Here is a 16,254-nt window from a genome sequence, read left to right as displayed (position 1 = left end):
ATAGGGGAAGGGATTCCATGAAGAAGATATTTGGTGTAATAGGGGATCCAATTGCTCATTCGATGTCCCCGGACATTCATAATGATGCTTTTGAAAAAGAAAATATACAGGCCGTTTATCATCATTTTCATGTCAAACCAGATAGTTTGCCTGATGCGATAAAAGGCATGAAAGCCCTTGGTGTATCAGGGTTTAACATAACGATTCCACATAAGACCCCAGTCATTCCCCTACTCGATGAGGTAGACGAATTGGCGCTTGCCATCGGGGCAGTAAATACAGTTTTTAACGAAAAAGGCCGCTTTATAGGGTATAATACAGACGGAATAGGATTTTATAGATCTTTATGCGATGAAATATCAGGTGACATTAAGGCTAAAAAAACGTTAGTGATCGGAGCGGGCGGTGCTGCACGTGCCATTTACTTTACCCTTGTTAAAGAAGGGGTAAAGCAAGTTGATATCGCGAACCGGACGAAGGACCGGGCAGCCCACCTTGTTTCTGATTGCCCATATGATAAAGAATCAAAGGCGCTCACGATTGACGAGGCGGAACAAAGCTTATCACAATATGATTTGATCATCCAAACAACATCTTGCGGGATGAGTCCGAAGTTGGATCAATCCCCAATGAAGTTAGACCAGCTTAAGGCCGGTGCATTTGTCAGTGACATTATCTATAATCCTTTGCAAACGCAGTTTCTACGTGAAGCCAAGGAAAAAGGAGCGGTAACGCTTAATGGACTTGGCATGTTCGTCAACCAGGCTGCGTATGCTTTCGAGATTTGGACCGGAATCAAGCCGGACACAACAAGAATGACAGATATTGTCTTGAACAAACTAGGAGGTAACACATGTTAACAGGAAAGCAGAAAAGATTTTTACGTTCAAAGGCCCATCATCTAAATCCAATTTTCCAAGTTGGAAAAGGCGGGGTCAATGACAATCTCATCAAGCAAATTGGTGAGGCGCTAGAAGTACGCGAATTGATTAAAGTGAGCATCCTGCAAAACTGTGATGAGGAACGTAATGAAGTAGGACGTGCTTTATCAAAAGGTGCAAGAGCGGAATTGGTTCAAATTATCGGTAATACAATCGTATTATATAAAGAATCAAGAGAAAACAAACAAATTAAATTACCGTAAGGGACCTACCTATCTTATGAAAAAAATTGGAATTCTTGGCGGTACATTCAATCCTCCACATATCGGACATTTAATTATTGCTAATGAAGTGCTAGATGCTCTAGAGTTAGATGAAGTCAGATTTATGCCCAATCATGTTCCTCCCCATAAGGAAAAAACGGAGGAAGTTACCGATTTGGACAGGATGGCTATGCTTGAAGATGCTATAGCCGGGCATCCCTCTTTTTATATAGAAGGTATTGAAATTGAAAGAAAAGGCACATCCTATACACATGATACAATGAAATTGCTGAAAGAGCGTGAACCTGACACAGAATTCTTTTTCATCATTGGTGCGGATATGATCGAGTATTTACCTAAATGGCATCGTATTGACGAGCTAGTCAAGCTTGTGAACTTTGTCGGGGTGAAACGGCCGGGCTATAACGAAAAAACGGACTACCCTATTACGATGGTTCAAGTCCCACAGATGTTCATCTCCTCCTCCATGATCCGAAGGAAGTTAAGGACAGGGAAAACCGTGAAATACTTATTAGCCGATCCAGTGGTGAAGTATATAAAAGGGAATGACTTATATGAATCGTGAGGAAGCATTAGCGCTTGTCAGAGAACAAATCACCGAGCGTAGATATATTCATACTTTGGGCGTGGTCGAGTCTGCGATTGAACTTGCAGGACGATATGGTGCCGACGTCAAAAAGGCGGAACTCGCAGCCATTTTTCACGATTATGCAAAATTTCGTCCAAAAGAGGAAATGGAGCAAATCATCATCTCTGAAAAAATGGCACCGGACCTACTGGAATACAATATGGAGCTTTGGCATGCCCCGGTTGGTGCTTACCTGGTAGAAAAAGAGGCCGGGATCACCGATCGTGAAATACTTGATGCAATCGCCTATCACACGTCAGGCCGGGTGGGAATGAGCCTTTTGGATAAGGTCGTCTATCTTGCCGACTATATTGAACCAGGGCGTTCTTTCCCAGGGGTCGACGAAGTGAGGCAGACAGCCAAGGAAAAACTGGATCAGGCTGTCATACAGGCTTTGCGAAATACAGTGGCCTTTTTAATGAAAAGAAATCAGGCCATTTACCCTGATACATTTAAGACATATAATGATCTAATCATGAATTTGAAGGAGAAGATGTAATGACTGAACGTGAACTTCTAACAATTACAGCAAAAGCGGCGGACGATAAAAGAGCGGAAGATATCGTTGCCTTAAATATGAAGGGAATTTCCTTGGTGGCGGATTACTTTTTGATTTGTCATGGTAATTCCGAAAAACAAGTACAAGCCATCGCACGTGAAATGAAGAGCAAAGCGGACGAAGCGGGCATCAATGTTAAGCGCCTTGAAGGGTTTGATGAAGCGAAATGGGTACTTGTTGACCTAGGTGATGTGGTTGCACACGTTTTCCATAAAGATGAAAGAAACTATTATAACCTTGAACGTCTATGGGGAGATGCACCTTTCGAAGATCTTGAGGGTGAACTGACTCAATGACGTACGAACGCTTTGCCTATGTATACGATGAATTAATGAAGGATGCTCCCTATGAAAAATGGTTGTTAATTCTGACGGCGAAGCTAGAGCAATATGGGATAGAAGGAAAGAAAGTACTGGATTTGGCCTGTGGTACCGGTGAGATTACCGTTGAACTGGCGCAGCATGGTTTTGATGTATCCGGTGTGGACTTATCTGATGAAATGCTGATGGTTGCCAATGAAAAAGCGGCGAAGCAAGGATTATCGATTCCTTTATTTCAGCAGGATATGGCAGAACTTGAAGGGCTTGGTCTATATGACTGTGTCACGATTTTTTGTGATTCGCTGAACTACCTTCGCGAGGAAGCGGATATTGTAAAAACTTTCAGCCGGGTTCATGATCATTTGAAGGAAGGCGGATTATTTCTGTTCGATGTCCATTCGATTTATAAGATGGAAGAGATCTTTTACAATAATACGTTTGCCGTCAATGATGAAGAAGTCTCCTACATTTGGGACAGTTTCCCGGGGGAAGAACCATACAGTGTCGAGCATGACCTTAGCTTTTTTGTCAGGGACGATCAAAGCGGTTTATATGACCGTTTCGATGAATTACATTACCAGCGGACCTATCCGATTCAACAATACAAACAATGGTTGCAGCAAGCAGGATTCGAAACCCTCGAAATACTGGCGGACCTAGAAGAAAAACCGCCCGTTAACGAAACTGAACGAATCCTTTTTGTAGCCAGGAAATAATATGGGAAATAATAAGGGTCAGACCCCCTTTCGCACGGCGATGCACGAAAGGGGGTCTGACCCTTATTTTATTTTTTATTGGGAAGGACTTTTGATTTGGTTCTCGAATAGTTAGTAGGGATGGCCAAATTGTTTTTCGACTTCTTCAAGATCTTCTGCGAATTTTTCATGTGTTGCATGAAAAAGGTGATGAAACATCTCTCCGGTTTCTGCTTCTAAAACTTTGATTCCCTCACCTGTTATCCCGCCTTTTACACACACCTTTTCCTGTAAGGTCGGTAAGGTGTAAATGCCTTTACCCAACAGTTCCCCCAATCCTATCAACATGTTCTCCGTTAAAATCGTTGCCGTTTTTTTATCGATTTTCGTCGTGTCTACTGCCCCTTCAATAAATGCCTGTGCTAAATAGCTAAAGAATGCAGGGCCACAGCTGACGATGTCAGAGGCTACACGGGTGATGTCATTATCGATGATGGTTGGCTCTGAGATGGATGAGGCAAGCTTCTGTAGCGACTCCTGCATCTCCTTGTTGCACGTTTCACTGAAGCTCAGTAACGATACCCCTGAACCGACCCGGTTCGTTATGCTGGGAATAAAGCGTGCGCATGGCCCCTTAACTTCTGCTTCAAGCTGAGAGACAGAGAGAGGGCTTGTGATGGATATGAGTAATTGTTCCTTTTTTATATGATGTTTGATGCCCTGCAATAGGCTATGGATTTGTAAAGGTTTTACGCAGAGAAAGATAAAATCAGCTTGATGGACGACTTCAACTGCACTTGCCGCCAATTGGATGCCAGGATGCTTTTCCTTCAATACAAAGGCTTTGGAAAGCGTTCGATTGGTAATGATTAAATCCTTTGGCTTCAATACCTCCGCTTCAAGCCACGATTCTATTAGAATCGTCCCCATATTTCCGGTACCGATCACACCGATTTTCTTCATGACTACAACTCCCTTCAAAGAAGCACAACTTCTCAATAAACACTATGGCCGTTTACCCTGTCCTATGACAATGGAATGATGAAATGATACGGAAGGAGCTCAATTAATTATGGAGACAATCCTCAAAAAGAAACTAACATTGGTAGCCGTTGCCATCGTTATTGTGGTAATAGGTTTTTATCTTTTTTTTCAACCAGAAGACGAAACGGCTGGCACAGAAGATATCTTTGCCGCTTCCGCAAACGAAGAGATGGAAGAAGAAACGAAGCCAGAAGCCGAATCGGAACCCAGAATTATGAAAGTCGATGTGAAGGGGGCCGTCCGGGCTCCTGGTGTATTTACGGCACAAGCTGGCGATAGGGTAATTGACTTGATTACCGAAGCAGGCAGTTTCACGGATAAGGCTGATAAGGATAAAGTAAACCTGGCACAGCTTGTGGAGGACCAAATGGTCATTTACGTACCGAAGATAGGCGAAGAAGATGTAGAGGGTCCTGCGAATGTTGCTGCCGCTCCAACTGGTTCCATGGCTTCTGAAGGGGCATCTAGTAGTACGGGAGGTCAAGTGAACTTGAATGCAGCCACACAAGCGGACTTGGAAACGCTTTCTGGAATCGGTCCGTCAAAAGCCACAGCAATCCTTGAATATAGGGAGACAATCGGGAAATTCAAGCAGGTGGAGGATTTAAAAAACGTTTCTGGTATCGGGGATAAAACGTTTGAAAAGTTAAAGGATTCGATTACGGTTCAATAAATAATGAGAATGGGTACACAAAAGGACGGGAAGAAGGTAAAATTGAAGAAAGAAATTTACTGAGTCAAAGGGGACGACAACACATGAATCGGATTAGCTGGGATCAATATTTCATGGCTCAAAGCCATTTGTTAGCGTTAAGAAGCACGTGTACTCGTCTAACTGTGGGGGCAACGATTGTGCGGGATAACCGGATTATTGCGGGTGGGTATAACGGCTCGATTGCGGGTGGCACCCATTGTATCGATGATGGCTGTTATGTCATCGATAATCATTGTGTCAGAACGATTCATGCTGAAATGAACGCGCTTTTACAATGTGCCAAATTTGGCGTGCCGACAGCGGGAGCAGAAATTTATGTGACGCATTTTCCGTGTTTACAATGCTGTAAATCGCTGATACAGGCCGGGATCAAGGCTGTTTACTATGCGGAGGATTACAAAAACCATCCTTATGCTATTGAATTGTTCGAACAAGCCGGAGTTAAGATGGAAAAGGTTGAAGCAAAAGGGGCCATCGACGTGAATGGCAAAGAGAAGCAGGACTTTGTTTTATCTTTGTTAAGTCAACTGGAACAAACCGGTCTTGGAAAAGAGGTAGTTTTGGACCTGGAAAAGCAGGCCAAGCGGTTATTTGATTAATAAATGAAAAGGAGGGCGGGCATGACCAGACACCTTCTTTTCTTAGCGGTTTCTGCCACGTTGGGCGTTACAGCCCATTCGAATTTTAGCATGAAGCTTTTAATCTGCATTTTGTTTTTCTTATGTTTTCTTTTTTACTGGAGCGGTGGAAAGTGGAAGGTCCTCATCCTTCATATTGTCATCATGGGGATCTTTATAAGCTCCGCTTCCATAACCGAAATTCGGAACAAGTCCATATATGATGGATCGGAAAGTCACTTCCTCGTAACATTTACTTCCCAGCCAAAACTCGATGGGAATCTGCTAAAAGGGTTCGTCACAAGTGAACAAGGCGAACAACTCCTCTTACGATATACTATCGCTTCCGAACAAGAAAAGGAAGGTCTGAATCAGCACTTGCGCACGGGAATATCCTGTCCGATACAGGGAATTTTGCAGGTCCCTGAACAACACCGTAATGAAAACAGCTTCGATTACCAGCAGTATCTTTCCCATCAGAACACCCACTGGATAGTAAAAGCCGATTCGATCTCTTTTTCAAAATGTAATATGTCAAAGGCTTCTCTTGTCGTCTCGATTCGCAATTTTCGGATGAAAGGGATTTCCTACATCAAAAAACACTTTCCTAAAGAATCGAGTGGCTTTGTCACAGCCCTGATTTTTGGAGATCAGAGTGAAATCGATGAAGAGGACCTTACCAATTACCAGCGGCTTGGTTTGGTGCATCTCTTGGCAATTTCGGGGCTTCATGTAAGCCTGTTAACGGGCATGTTATTTTATTTGGGAATTCGTATCGGCATCACCCGCGAAAGAATGATAATCCTCATCCTGGTCTTTTTGCCGATGTATACGCTACTATCCGGCGGAAGTCCTTCTGTCATGCGTTCCTGTTTGATGGCCATGTTGTTCTTTATCCTGATGCTCTTTAAAAAAAGGCTGTCAGCGAGTGTCACGATTGGCGTCATTTATCTGGTTTTGTTATTTCTTCAGCCAAACATGCTTTATAACATTGGCTTTCAGCTGTCCTTCGCTGTCACATTTTCCATCATCATGTCCTCGGGCATCTTCTTGCACTATCCCCAAAAGGTCATGCAGCTCCTCGTCATTAGCACAAGCTGTCAATTGGCGGCCCTCCCGATATTGCTTTTCCACTTTTACGAAGTTTCCCTCCTGGGTGTCTTGTTGAATGTCTTGTATGTACCTCTTTATTCCGTGATATTGCTTCCATTTTCATTAATAACGGTCGTTGTGAATCTTTTAGTGCCAGCTCTCGGCCACCCGCTCATATCACTCCTTAATGTGACCTTCACGCTCTGCAATCGTGCAGCCGACTTGGCTTCTGATTTTCCCCTGGCCTCGGTCTCGTTTGGTAAACCAGGCTTTATCATCCTATTGTTCCTACTTGTATCGATTTTGGGCTTGTTTGTGAATTGGGAGACTTCTTTTCGCGCAAGTAAAACTTGGTGGGGGATGTTCATTTTACTTTTACTTCTTCAATTCAATATTCAAAAGCTATCTCCCTTCGGTGAAGTGCAGATCATTGATATTGGCCAGGGTGACTCGATTTTGATTACCCTGCCGTTTAACGCCGGGAATTATTTAATTGATACAGGAGGGCAAATCACATTTCCGTTGGAGGAATGGAAGAAGAAGCGAAAGACCTATAATACAGCAGAAGATACCATAATCCCGCTATTGAAAAGTAAAGGAATCCATCATTTGGACAAGCTGATTTTAACGCATGCGGATGCCGATCATATGGGAAGTGCAAAAAAGTTGATCGAGAATTTCAAGGTGGAGGAAGTAATTATTGGTAGCTGGGGCGAAGAGCAATATCGGGATAAAGACTTTATCCCTGTAGCCCGAGACAAGGGCATAAGAATCAAGATGGTGAAAAGAGGCGACTCTTGGAGCGTTGCGGATGCTAAATTTTATGTGTTGAATCCCCACAAGAAAGAAGAAAATACGAATGAGGCCTCCGTTGTTTTGTATGCCGAGATTGGTGGGCTTTCCTGGGTTTTCACGGGTGATATGGGTGAACCGGGGGAAATGGAGCTCATCGATGCATTTCCACAACTACGGGCAGATATTTTGAAGGTGGGCCACCATGGAAGTAAAACATCTTCTTCGATCCCCTTCCTAGAGCAAATTCACCCTAAAGCTGCCATCATTTCCGTAGGAAAGGAGAATAGATATGGCCATCCACACGGCCAGGTGTTGGAGTCGATGAAAGCAAATAAAATCATGGTGTTCAGGACGGACGAAGATGGAGCCGTCATTTACAAATATACTAAAAAGGGAGGAACCTTTCGGAAGATTCTTCCATAGTATGTAGAAATCCAAAAGAAAGAGACTGCATCAGCAGCCTCCTTCAGGGAAAAATAAGTGCATGAAAATTAGGATCCTACTGCTTTAACGACGACAGCAATGGTGAACATGGCAGCGAAAAATACAAATGAAGCGATGAATCCGATTGCGGAATCAGCGACGTCATCAGTCTTCGATTGGACATTCTTTTCGAATTCGTTCATTGTTTACCCCTCCTATTTCTGCTAATAGTATAAAACATTACCAAAAAAAAATCCACAGGTCACATTCTTCATTTCCTTTACTGACAAGAGTTGTCACAAATAGTTTGCTTAATTGAGGTCAAAATAAAAGTACAAACAAAGCAAGCACGTAATTGTTCTACATGAATGGTTATCGTTTTCAAGGAAGTTTTCCTAGGGCCTTTCTTGAGAGCGTTCATATAGATCCGGAACTAGACCTTAGGGGCTAGTTCCCTTTATAGCTTGTCAAATGGTTCCTCCCACTATACCATTAGAGAAGAATACATAAAAAAGAGGCGGATTCTATTGGTATTAGACGTTTGGAAGAATATAAAAAAAGGGCAATTCGCTCCCGTATATTTGGTATATGGAACAGAAGCCTATTTAATTAATGAAACGAAGCAACTCTTGATAGAGCATGTCCTTCATGAAGATGAAATGGATTTTAACTTTTCTCAATTTGATTTAGAGGAGACGCCAGTCGAAACGGCTCTTGAAGACGTGGAGACCCTCCCTTTCATTGGGGAAAGGCGTCTTGTTTTCATGCAGAACCCATTTTTCCTGACAGCGGAAAAATCAAAGTCCAAGGTGGAACATAATGTGAAAAGATTAGAAGCCTACCTCTCGGACCCTGTTCCTTATTCCATTGTGGTCTTGACGGCCCCTTACGAGAAGCTGGACGAGCGGAAAAAAATCACCAAGGAACTGAAGCGTAAGGCCGTCCTCATTGAGGCGAAGAAGCTGGGCGACCGTGAGCTTAAGGTATGGGTCAAAGAACGGGTCGCAGAATATCAGGTGCAGATCGATGATCAAGCCACGGAACTCCTATTGGAGCTTGCGGGTACAAACTTGATGATGCTGACGAACGAACTGGATAAAATGGCATTGTATGTAGAAGATGAGAAGCGGATAACGACGGAAGTTGTCGAAAAGTTAGTGGCTAAATCGCTTGAACAGAATATCTTTACCCTGGTTGATTCGGTCTTGCAACGAAAAATGGAAAGTGCCATGACCATTCTCCATGATTTACTTCGGCAAAATGAAGAGCCCATTAAGATTTTGAGTGTGATGGCTGGACAAGTGAGGCTCATGTATCAAGTGAAGGAACTATCTCGACAAGGGTATAGTCAGCAAAAAATCGCGGGACAATTGAGGGTGCATCCATACAGGGTGAAACTGGCCCTTGAAAAGACAGGCAAATTTCAGGAGAAAGAGCTGCTTAGCATTATAGATGACTTGGCTGAGGCGGATTATCGGATGAAAACTGGTCAGGCTGATAAAGCAATCACTTTAGAATTACTACTACTGAAATTCAGATGAAGGCTTAAAGGGGAGGGGATGGAATGATTCTTTCCCCTTTTTGGGCAAAAAAAAAAACGACCCGGAAGGTCGTTTCGTTTTCATTAAGCGTTAAGAGCGTTAAGTCTTTTCGCTAAACGAGATTTTTTACGGGCTGCCGCATTTTTATGGATTAATCCTTTAGATGCAGCTTTGTCTAATTTTACAGCAGCTGTTAAAAGAGCTTCTTTAGCAGCTTCAACGTTTTCTCCAGCTAAAGCAACTTCAGCGTTTTTCACTGTAGTACGCATAGTAGATCGAACTGTAATGTTATGAACGCGTTTTGTGTCGTTAGTTTTCACACGTTTAATAGCAGATTTAATGTTTGGCATTCCGTTCACCTCCTACAAAGAAATCGAGATTATATGAACTCGACTTTTCAAATCCATATCAAATAGCACAAATGATATTCTATCAGACTGCTTAAGATTATGCAATACTCCAGATTGAGAATCGAAAAGTAATTATAATTTCTGAAATTAATTCATCTCGTCATAATGTATTGTACCAAAAAAATGAATAATACAAAAGCTAAAATGAAAGAATGTTTAAGAGAGATGATTAAAATACTAGATTTGACTCATATAAACAGCAGGAGGCGCTATGGTGAAACATTTGGACCTAAGTAATTATAGTATTCGGACAGATCTGGCAATTGAAGCGAAAGAAATTGCCCTTGAAATGAAAGGTGTCGTCGAAGAGAAGGATGTCTCCCATATTGAAGGTGTGATCATTAAAGAAAAAGAAGTGGATGATTTGAAGATTTCCCTAGTTGAGGTCACGGCGGAAGGGGAAAAGGAGATTGGCAAGAAAGAGGGGAGTTACCTAACGATAGAGGTCCAAGGGATCCGCCAACAGGATACGGATACGCAGCAACGGGTGGAAAAGGTATTCGCCAACGAGTTAGCGTATTTTTTGAAAAGGAACAAGCTCACAAAGGAAAGCGGTTGCTTAGTCGTTGGTCTGGGTAACTGGAATGTCACCCCTGATGCACTCGGACCGGCTGTCATCGAAAACTTGGTCGTTACGAGACATTTATTCGAGTTGCAGCCGGAGTCGGTAAAGGAAGGATATCGTCCGGTCAGCGCAATTTCTCCCGGGGTGATGGGAATCACGGGGATCGAGACGAGTGACATCATCAAAGGCGTCATTGAAAAAAGCAAGCCGGATTTCCTTATCATTGTAGATGCCTTGGCGGCTCGTTCCATTGACCGGGTGAATTCAACCATTCAAATAACGGATACGGGCATCCATCCCGGTTCAGGGGTAGGGAACAAACGCAAAGAATTGAGCCAGGAAACATTAGGCGTCCCTGTTATCGCCATTGGGATCCCTACTGTCGTCGATGCCGTATCGATCACGAGCGACACAATCGATTATATCCTGAAGCATTTTGGCAAGGAACTGAAAGAAGGCGGTCGGCCTTCACGCGCCTTGGCCCCCGCTGGATTCAGCTTCGGAAAAAGGAAAAAGCTAAAAGATGAGGATATGCCAGGAGAGAAGGAACGAGAAACTTTCTTGGGAATGGTCGGTGTGCTTCCGGATGAAGAGAAGCGTAAATTGATTTATGAAGTGCTCTCGCCACTAGGTCATAATTTAATGGTTACACCAAAGGAAGTCGATGTATTCATTGAAGATATGGCCAATCTGATAGCCAACGGTTTGAATGCGGCGTTACATGAATCAATCAATCAAGGTAATGCGGGCTTCTACACCCGCTAAACGGCATTAGTGCCCAAAAATGGTGTTCTACCCTCTCTAGCAAAGTCATAAGTATTAGTAGACAAGCTATAGAGAGGGTGGACGGATGAAAAGGAGAAAATCTCCAGGTATTATTACAGCTATTCACGGATCAACGATTGTAAAAACGTTTCTAGGTATCCTAGCCTTGCTTCTTTTTGTTTTTTCCGTCAGCGGGGTCATGACTTCATTACGGCCGGAATATCGCATTACCTCGAATTCCGTACATACTGTCGCTAACCAATTTTCAGGTAAAATGCTATTTTCGATGCTGGCCAATGAAAACCATTACTTCTTCAGTGCCTTGCCTGAAGGAAAAGAACAATCGATTGTCATGGAGCAGTTAGTAAAGCTTTCGACCAACATCTCAATGGAGGATCCCCGTAGTTTGCTAGGTCGGGAATTACCAGGGTTCTCGATTTTTGATAACGAGATCCTTGTCGCAGGTGAAGGAACGAACTATACGAATATGCCGTATGAGTCTCCACCACCTTTAGAGGTGATGAATGATGAAAGAGATGCATCTCTGCAAAATCTGGATGAAATAGAAGAACCTGATAAGAAGACAACGCCCAATCAACCCAAGCAAACGACCAATGGCCGCAAGGTGGTAGAAATATATCATAGCCATAATCGGGAGTCGTACCTGCCTTATCTAAAGGGTGTCACCGACCCAGATCTTGCGTATCATTCTGAAATCAATATTACAAAACTCGGAACACGGATGACCGCCGATCTCGCGGATAAAGGTATAGGAGCCTCTCTAAATAAAACGGATGTGATGGGGAACTTGAATAGCAAGGGCTTGAATTTTGCAAAAGCGTACCAGGAATCACGTAAAACCGTTCAGACGGCAATGGCGAATAATAAGGATATAGAATATCTCATCGATATCCATCGTGATTCCAAAAGGAAAAAACATACGACGATCACCATTAATGGCAAACAATACGCCAAGATAGCTTTTGTTGTGGGAGGGGACAACCCGAATTATGAAAAAAATGCGGCACTTGCCAATAAAATGCATAAAGCGTTAGAAAAAAAGTACCCTGGTATCTCGCGTGGGGTCATGAAACAGGGCGGGGCAAGAAATAATGGAGTTTACAATCAGGATTTGACGGGTAATGCAATGCTTTTGGAAATTGGAGGCGTCGATAATACATTCGAGGAAATGTATTTAACGGTCGACGCATTCACTGATGTGTTCAGCGAATTGTATTGGGATGCTAAGGCTGTGGATGGCATCAAGGGAGAATCGGAAGCAAAGTAATTTGGAAGGAGCCTCTATCATGGTTCGATTTTGGTTGAAATGCACGGGCGTTTTACTTATTTTGTTTTTAGGTGTACTTATCGGGATGCAGCAGGCAAACGACGGCATGAAAAAAATGAAAGGGTATGAAGACCCCGCTTTAAATAGTGCTTTCACCATTAACCAATCGGAGCACGGAGAAATGGAAGCGGATATCCTTGGGCAAAAAGTGACGAGTCATGATATAGAGACGAAAAAAGAAAAGCTGGAGGAAATGAAAGCTTATAATTTTTTCTCCTCCCTTGGCAAGAGTCTGGGTGAAACCGTATCAGCAGCTTTTAACGCACTCTTTAATATGATTTAGTAGTAGGATAAGCCGGTAGAAAATTCTAGAAAAAGGCTCCATTCAAATTGAATGCAGCCTTTTTTGCTATCTCCTTCTACATAATGGACTGTCCTTGTAACTATTCTGTTGAATCTTGCATTTTCTATTGATATAATGAAAAATAGTGTATTGTGTCGACTATTGGGAGTGAACGTTATGAATAGAGAAGAGAAATTAAAAAGACAATCAAAGATTCGTAACTTTTCCATCATCGCTCATATTGATCATGGTAAATCAACATTGGCGGATCGTATCATAGAAAAGACGAACGCCATGACTCAACGTGAAATGAAGAGTCAATTGTTAGATTCTATGGACTTAGAGCGTGAGCGTGGAATTACGATTAAATTGAATGCGATTCAATTGAAATATAAGGCGAAAGATGGCGAAGAATATATCTTCCATCTTATCGATACACCGGGGCACGTAGATTTCACTTACGAGGTTTCACGAAGCCTTGCTGCGTGTGAAGGTGCAGTCCTTGTCGTGGATGCTGCTCAAGGCATCGAGGCCCAGACGCTTGCCAATGTTTATTTAGCATTGGACAATAACCTGGAAATTTTACCTGTCATCAATAAGATTGACTTGCCAAGTGCCGACCCTGAGCGGGTCCGTGGTGAAATCGAGGATGTAATCGGTCTTGATGCATCTGATGCCGTTTTATGCTCGGCTAAAGCTGGAATTGGAATTGAGGATATTTTAGAACAGGTCGTAGAATTGGTTCCGGCACCTCAGGGTGATCCGGACGGACCGTTTAAAGCACTTATTTTTGACTCCGTATTTGATGCTTATCGCGGTGTAGTAGCTTACATCCGGGTTGTTGAGGGTTCTATAAAAGTGGGCGATAAAATCAAGATGATGTCCACTGGTAAGGAATTTGATGTGACCGAATTGGGCGTCTTCAATCCGAAAGTCCAAATGCTTGATGAACTGACAGTGGGGGATGTAGGTTTCCTGACCGCAGCCATTAAGAATGTCAGTGATACGACTGTAGGGGATACGATTACGAGTGCCAATAATCCCGCGACAGAAGCCTTGCCTGGTTACCGGAAGATGAATCCGATGGTTTATTGCGGTTTATACCCAATTGATGCATCTAAATTCAATGATTTACGTGATGCTTTAGAAAAACTGGAGTTGAATGATTCAGCGTTGCAATTCGAGGCAGAGTCTTCTCAAGCGCTAGGATTTGGTTTCCGTTGTGGCTTCCTTGGCCTTCTTCATATGGAAATCATTCAAGAACGTATCGAGCGTGAATTCAAAATTGATTTAATCACGACAGCACCAAGTGTTATATATGACGTTATCCTTACAGATGGAACGTCCATAAAGGTGGATAATCCATCAAATATGCCGGATCCACAAAAAATCGAAAACGTCGAAGAACCTTATGTTAAGGCGACCATGATGGCACCAACAGAATTTACGGGAACCATCATGGAAATCTGCCAAAACAAACGTGGGAATTTCATCGATATGGAATACGTGGATGAAACGCGCGTAAGTATCCATTATGAGATTCCGTTGTCAGAAATCGTCTATGATTTCTTTGATCAATTGAAATCCAATACAAGAGGGTATGCTTCATTCGATTATGAGTTAATCGGATATAAGCCATCCAAACTTGTCAAAATGGATATCTTGTTGAATGGCGAAACGGTCGATGCATTAAGTTTCATCGTCCATAAGGACTTTGCTTATGAACGTGGAAAAATCATCGTTGAAAAATTGAAGAAATTGATTCCAAGACAGCAATTCGAAGTGCCGATCCAAGCGGCTATCGGACAAAAAATCGTGGCCCGTTCATCCATTAGTGCCATGCGTAAAAACGTATTGGCTAAATGTTACGGTGGCGATATTTCCCGTAAACGTAAATTGCTTGAAAAACAAAAACAAGGTAAAAAGCGGATGAAACAAGTTGGTTCCGTTGAAGTGCCACAAGAAGCCTTCATGGCTGTCCTGAAAATGGATGACACGACTCCAAAAAAATAAATGATAGTAGAAAAAAGAGGGTAGACAGGATCTAGCCTCTTTTTCTATCGGTCCATTCGATTAAATAAAGGTTGTGAACTTAATGATTAAAAGTGCTTACCTGCATATCCCGTTTTGTGAACATATTTGCCACTATTGTGATTTTAATAAAGTTTTCTTACAAGGGCAGCCCGTTGATGAATATTTACGGATGATGAAAAGGGAAATGGAAATGCAACTTGCTAAATATCCGACAACGGAACTGGATACGGTCTTTGTTGGTGGGGGAACACCCACCTCACTTGATGAAAAGCAGCTATCCTTCCTTTGTGAGGCCATCAATGAGACCCTCCCTTTCGATGCCAAACAGGCTGAGTATACGTTTGAAGCCAATCCCGGGGACCTTTCGAGAGAAAAGCTTGAAATCCTCTTTCAAGCAGGCGTGAATAGGCTAAGTTTTGGGGTACAAAGCTTTAATGACGAATTATTGAAGCGCATCGGCCGAACACATCGGGCATCCGAGGTGTATGAAACCATTCAGTTGGCTCAGGATGTGGGCTTCACCAATATTACGATTGACTTGATTTATGGATTACCGGGGCAAACTATGGAAGATTTCGAGGATACACTCGCGAAAGCCCTTGCCCTGCAACTTCCTCACTATTCCAGTTATTCCTTGATCGTCGAACCAAAGACGGTCTTTTACAATCAAATGCGTAAAGGCACATTGAATCTCCCTCCACAGGAACTAGAGGCTTCCATGTATGAGCGGCTGATGGAAGAGATGGAGAGGCATGGAATGCATCAATATGAAATCAGTAATTTTGCTCGCCCCGGTTTTGAAAGTAAGCATAATCTGACATACTGGGACAATAAAGAGTATTATGGCATCGGTGCTGGAGCTCATGGATATACGGGCGGCAAAAGAGTGGCCAATCATGGTCCGGTAAAAAAATACATCACTCCTTTGCTAAAAGGTGAATTGCCTGTTTTAGATGAACATCCTGTGCCGCTCTATGAAAAAATGGAAGAAGAGATGTTTTTGGGGCTCCGGAAAACAAAAGGCGTCTCCCTAGAAACATTCAAAAGCAAATTTTCTGTAGAAATGAAGGAGATTTTCGGGGAATCGCTCGAAGAACAAATGAAAAAGGGGTTACTCACGATTGAGGACGGGTTCGTAAGCCTGACTGAGCGTGGCAAATTGCTTGGTAATGAAGTGTTTCAATCGTTTTTGGGAGTGGTTGATACGGATTGATGGAAATCTCTTGTCCTATAAACGGTAATTTAGCGGTTTTCA

Annotated in this window: 18 protein-coding genes; 15 read left to right on the top strand and 3 right to left on the bottom strand. The window is 42.8% G+C overall.

What is annotated here, in order from left to right; translation table 11 throughout:
- Positions 1 to 17: 17 nt before the first annotated feature.
- Genes aroE through AC503W_RS13335 form a run of 6 tightly spaced genes read left to right on the top strand, consistent with a single transcriptional unit; the run spans position 18 to position 3,388 of the window.
- Entirely contained in the window at positions 18 to 860 is an 843-nt protein-coding gene (gene aroE, locus AC503W_RS13360) for a shikimate dehydrogenase (RefSeq protein WP_402958370.1), read from the top strand.
- The gene (gene yhbY, locus AC503W_RS13355; RefSeq protein ID WP_402869643.1) at positions 854 to 1,144 is read left to right on the top strand and encodes a ribosome assembly RNA-binding protein YhbY; all 291 of its coding nucleotides are present in this window, start codon (positions 854 to 856) and stop codon (positions 1,142 to 1,144) included. Before aroE ends, yhbY begins: the two co-directional genes overlap by 7 nt.
- A gap of 16 nt (positions 1,145 to 1,160) precedes the next feature.
- Positions 1,161 to 1,730, top strand: coding sequence for a nicotinate-nucleotide adenylyltransferase (locus AC503W_RS13350; protein WP_402869641.1), 570 nt, complete (start codon positions 1,161 to 1,163; stop codon positions 1,728 to 1,730).
- On the top strand, positions 1,720 to 2,292 hold the full coding sequence (gene yqeK, locus AC503W_RS13345) for a bis(5'-nucleosyl)-tetraphosphatase (symmetrical) YqeK (RefSeq protein ID WP_494914427.1): 573 nt from the start codon (positions 1,720 to 1,722) through the stop codon (positions 2,290 to 2,292). Before AC503W_RS13350 ends, yqeK begins: the two co-directional genes overlap by 11 nt.
- On the top strand, positions 2,292 to 2,648 hold the full coding sequence (gene rsfS, locus AC503W_RS13340) for a ribosome silencing factor (RefSeq protein ID WP_402869637.1): 357 nt from the start codon (positions 2,292 to 2,294) through the stop codon (positions 2,646 to 2,648). Before yqeK ends, rsfS begins: the two co-directional genes overlap by 1 nt.
- Positions 2,645 to 3,388 (top strand): class I SAM-dependent DNA methyltransferase, encoded by a 744-nt coding sequence (locus AC503W_RS13335; protein WP_407408691.1) that lies wholly within the window; start codon positions 2,645 to 2,647, stop codon positions 3,386 to 3,388. Before rsfS ends, AC503W_RS13335 begins: the two co-directional genes overlap by 4 nt.
- A gap of 111 nt (positions 3,389 to 3,499) precedes the next feature.
- On the opposite strand, the gene comER is transcribed toward AC503W_RS13335, so the two are convergent.
- The gene (comER, locus tag AC503W_RS13330) at positions 3,500 to 4,330 is read right to left on the bottom strand and encodes a late competence protein ComER (RefSeq protein WP_494914424.1); all 831 of its coding nucleotides are present in this window, start codon (positions 4,328 to 4,330) and stop codon (positions 3,500 to 3,502) included.
- Positions 4,331 to 4,439: 109 nt separating this feature from the next.
- On the opposite strand from comER, the gene AC503W_RS13325 reads away from it, so the two are divergent.
- The 3 genes from AC503W_RS13325 (at position 4,440) to AC503W_RS13315 (ending at position 8,053) form a co-directional block, all read left to right on the top strand.
- Positions 4,440 to 5,084 carry a helix-hairpin-helix domain-containing protein gene (locus AC503W_RS13325; protein WP_494914422.1) on the top strand — a complete coding sequence of 215 codons (645 nt, stop codon included), beginning with the start codon at positions 4,440 to 4,442 and terminating at the stop codon, positions 5,082 to 5,084.
- Between the two features lie 83 nt (positions 5,085 to 5,167).
- Positions 5,168 to 5,725, top strand: a complete 558-nt coding sequence (locus AC503W_RS13320; protein WP_402869629.1) for a ComE operon protein 2 — start codon at positions 5,168 to 5,170, stop codon at positions 5,723 to 5,725.
- A 21-nt stretch (positions 5,726 to 5,746) separates the two neighbouring features.
- Complete coding sequence (locus AC503W_RS13315; RefSeq protein ID WP_494914420.1) at positions 5,747 to 8,053, top strand: DNA internalization-related competence protein ComEC/Rec2; 2,307 nt, start codon at positions 5,747 to 5,749, stop codon at positions 8,051 to 8,053.
- Positions 8,054 to 8,121: 68 nt separating this feature from the next.
- Here the strand turns inward: AC503W_RS13315 and AC503W_RS13310 are convergent, their stop codons facing one another.
- Positions 8,122 to 8,256: a YqzM family protein gene (locus AC503W_RS13310; RefSeq protein WP_402869625.1), complete on the bottom strand. Its 135-nt coding sequence runs from the start codon at positions 8,254 to 8,256 to the stop codon at positions 8,122 to 8,124.
- A gap of 324 nt (positions 8,257 to 8,580) precedes the next feature.
- On the opposite strand from AC503W_RS13310, the gene holA reads away from it, so the two are divergent.
- Complete coding sequence (gene holA / locus AC503W_RS13305; protein ID WP_403079291.1) at positions 8,581 to 9,594, top strand: DNA polymerase III subunit delta; 1,014 nt, start codon at positions 8,581 to 8,583, stop codon at positions 9,592 to 9,594.
- Positions 9,595 to 9,677: 83 nt separating this feature from the next.
- Here holA and rpsT read toward each other — a convergent pair whose 3' ends face one another.
- The gene (gene rpsT, locus AC503W_RS13300; protein ID WP_402869621.1) at positions 9,678 to 9,944 is read right to left on the bottom strand and encodes a 30S ribosomal protein S20; all 267 of its coding nucleotides are present in this window, start codon (positions 9,942 to 9,944) and stop codon (positions 9,678 to 9,680) included.
- A 271-nt stretch (positions 9,945 to 10,215) separates the two neighbouring features.
- Here rpsT and gpr point away from each other — a divergent pair, with 271 nt between their 5' ends.
- The 5 genes from gpr to hemW all read left to right on the top strand — a co-directional run bounded on the left by gpr (position 10,216) and on the right by hemW (position 16,212).
- Positions 10,216 to 11,334: a GPR endopeptidase gene (gpr, locus tag AC503W_RS13295; protein WP_402869619.1), complete on the top strand. Its 1,119-nt coding sequence runs from the start codon at positions 10,216 to 10,218 to the stop codon at positions 11,332 to 11,334.
- A gap of 85 nt (positions 11,335 to 11,419) precedes the next feature.
- Positions 11,420 to 12,622: a stage II sporulation protein P gene (spoIIP, locus tag AC503W_RS13290; protein ID WP_402958387.1), complete on the top strand. Its 1,203-nt coding sequence runs from the start codon at positions 11,420 to 11,422 to the stop codon at positions 12,620 to 12,622.
- A 19-nt stretch (positions 12,623 to 12,641) separates the two neighbouring features.
- Complete coding sequence (locus tag AC503W_RS13285; RefSeq protein WP_402958389.1) at positions 12,642 to 12,965, top strand: YqxA family protein; 324 nt, start codon at positions 12,642 to 12,644, stop codon at positions 12,963 to 12,965.
- Positions 12,966 to 13,142: 177 nt separating this feature from the next.
- Positions 13,143 to 14,978 (top strand): translation elongation factor 4, encoded by a 1,836-nt coding sequence (gene lepA, locus AC503W_RS13280; protein ID WP_402869612.1) that lies wholly within the window; start codon positions 13,143 to 13,145, stop codon positions 14,976 to 14,978.
- 82 nt (positions 14,979 to 15,060) lie between these two features.
- Positions 15,061 to 16,212, top strand: coding sequence for a radical SAM family heme chaperone HemW (gene hemW / locus AC503W_RS13275; RefSeq protein ID WP_402986311.1), 1,152 nt, complete (start codon positions 15,061 to 15,063; stop codon positions 16,210 to 16,212).
- The last annotated feature ends 42 nt before the right edge of the window (positions 16,213 to 16,254 follow it).

It is taken from the genome of Peribacillus suis, from assembly GCF_059384845.1.
The sequence above is the reverse complement of the archived record's forward strand: the minus strand, read 5'-3'. Positions and strand labels throughout refer to the sequence as shown.